1 pseudogene is annotated in these 2,031 nt (G+C 59.9%); it reads right to left on the bottom strand.

The annotated features are described in order from the left end of the window. Positions 1–82: 82 nt before the first annotated feature. Positions 83–1,765: pseudogene (xdh, locus tag J7G73_RS12795) on the bottom strand (selenium-dependent xanthine dehydrogenase); the annotation flags it as partial. Positions 1,766–2,031 lie beyond the last annotated feature (266 nt).

The following is a 2,031-nucleotide window of genomic DNA, read 5'->3' as shown; positions in this document are numbered from 1 at the left end:
GGGATGGCCTTGGCCAGGGGGGGCATACCGGTGCGGGTGTAAAGCGCCTGTTCAGAAGGCGCCGCTTTTGCACTGGCCATGCTTATTTGCCCCCTTTCTTATAGAAGGTGTCCTGGAGAGGAAGCTTGGTACGGAACACACCGTCCACACGGTAGGCCGCATGAGCTGCGGCGGGAGCCGCGGGAATGGCGCTGATCTCGCCCACGCCCTTGGCACCGAAGGTGTTCTGGTCCTCAGTTCCCTTCTCCACGAAGATGACCTCAATGGGAGGAACGTCGGTGGCGCGCAGCAGGCCCAGAGTGCCGTACTTGCTCTTCACGTAGCCGTTTTCCATCTTGAAGTCCTCGGTGAGGCCATAGCCCAGAGCCATGACCACACCGCCTTCGATCTGACCGGCGCAGGACTGGTAGTTGACCACTCGGCCAACGTCGTGAGCGGCAACCACCTTGACGACTTTCTTGTTCTCGTCCATGATGACCACCTGAGCCGCGTAGCCGTAGGCCACATGGCTGACCGGGTTGGGCTTGTCGCTGCCCATGCGGTCGGTCACGCCGCTGTATTCGCCGTAGAAGCTCTGGCCTTCCAGATCCTCCAGGGTATGGCCTGCCAGTGCGTTGGCCAGCTCACCGGATGCACGACGGGTGGCCTCGCCGCAGAACACGGTCTGACGGGAAGCGGTGGAGGTACCGGAGTTGGGAGTGATGGCCGTGTCGGCACGCTCGTGGAAGATGTGCTGCGGGTCCACACCGGTGACCTCGTTCACGATCTGGGTGCAGACAGTGGCAACGCCCTGGCCCATGCAGGCGGCGCTGGTGCGGATGTGCACCTTGCCGTCCACCACAGCCAGGCTGCAGCGGCCGATATCCGGCAGGCCCACGCCCACGCCGCTGTTCTTCATGCAGCCGGCGATGCCCGCGTAGGGGCTGCTCTCGTAGGCTTCCTTCACGGCCTCCAGGCACTCGGCATAACCGGTCTCGGGGCCGGCAATCTGGCCGTTGGGCAGCACCTGACCAGGACGGATGGCGTTGCGGTAACGAATCTCCCAGGGGCTGATGCCCACCTTTTCGGCCAGCAGATCCAGGTTCAACTCGGCAGCGAAGCAGCTCTGGGTCACGCCGAAGCCGCGGAACGCACCGCCGGGCACGTTGTTGGTGTAAACGCAGATGCCGGTGATGTCCACATTCTGGAAGTTGTAGGGACCGCCGCAGTAGGTGCAGGCACGCTGCAGAACGGGGCCGCCCAGGCTGGCGTAAGCGCCGCAGTCGGAGATCAGGGTGGCCTTCATGGCCAGCAGCTTGCCGTTCTCGTCACAGGCGGTGGTCACGTCCATTTCCATGGCATGGCGCTTGGTATGGATGTTCAGGCTCTCCTGACGGCTGAACTTCACCTTTACGGGGCGGCCGGTGGCCCAGGCCATCAGCGCCGCGTGGTGCTGCACGCTCATATCTTCCTTGCCGCCGAAGCCGCCGCCCACCAGCTTGGTCTGGCAGCGAACCTTCTCGGGAGGAATCTGCAGCATGCGGGAGATTTCCTTCTGCTCGTCGTATACCGACTGGCTGGCGGTGTACATCAGCAGGCCGCCCTCGCCGTCCGGAATGCCGATGGCGCACTCAGGCTCCATGAAGGCATGGTCGGTCATGGGGGTGGAATAATGCTGGGTCACCACATAGGGCGCGCTGGCGATCACCTCTTCGGCGTTACCGCGCTTGAGCACTTCCTTGGTGAGGATGTTGCCCTTTTCATGCAGCTTCGGAGCATCCGGACGTTCCGATCTGCTGTGTATCAGGGCCCTTTTGTTAACTCCAGTATAAATTCTGCAAATGTTGAAGACAAGCAAGCTGGTATATCCTGAGACTTTTTTCCAAAAAAATTTCAGGAGATACGATTCTCCTGAAACCTTTTGACACTTTTATTCGTCGACTTCCCGATCATCCATAAAATCAATAGATGCATCAAGATAGGCGATGTTTTTTTCACGATCCATGTTATAGATACATCCAAAAATAACATCCAGCATGTACTGCATGGCAA

The organism is Allofournierella sp. (genome assembly GCF_017889395.1).
GTDB lineage: Bacteria > Bacillota > Clostridia > Oscillospirales > Ruminococcaceae > Allofournierella.
Note: the sequence above shows the minus strand (reverse complement) of the source record. Positions and strands in the feature narration are given on the sequence as shown.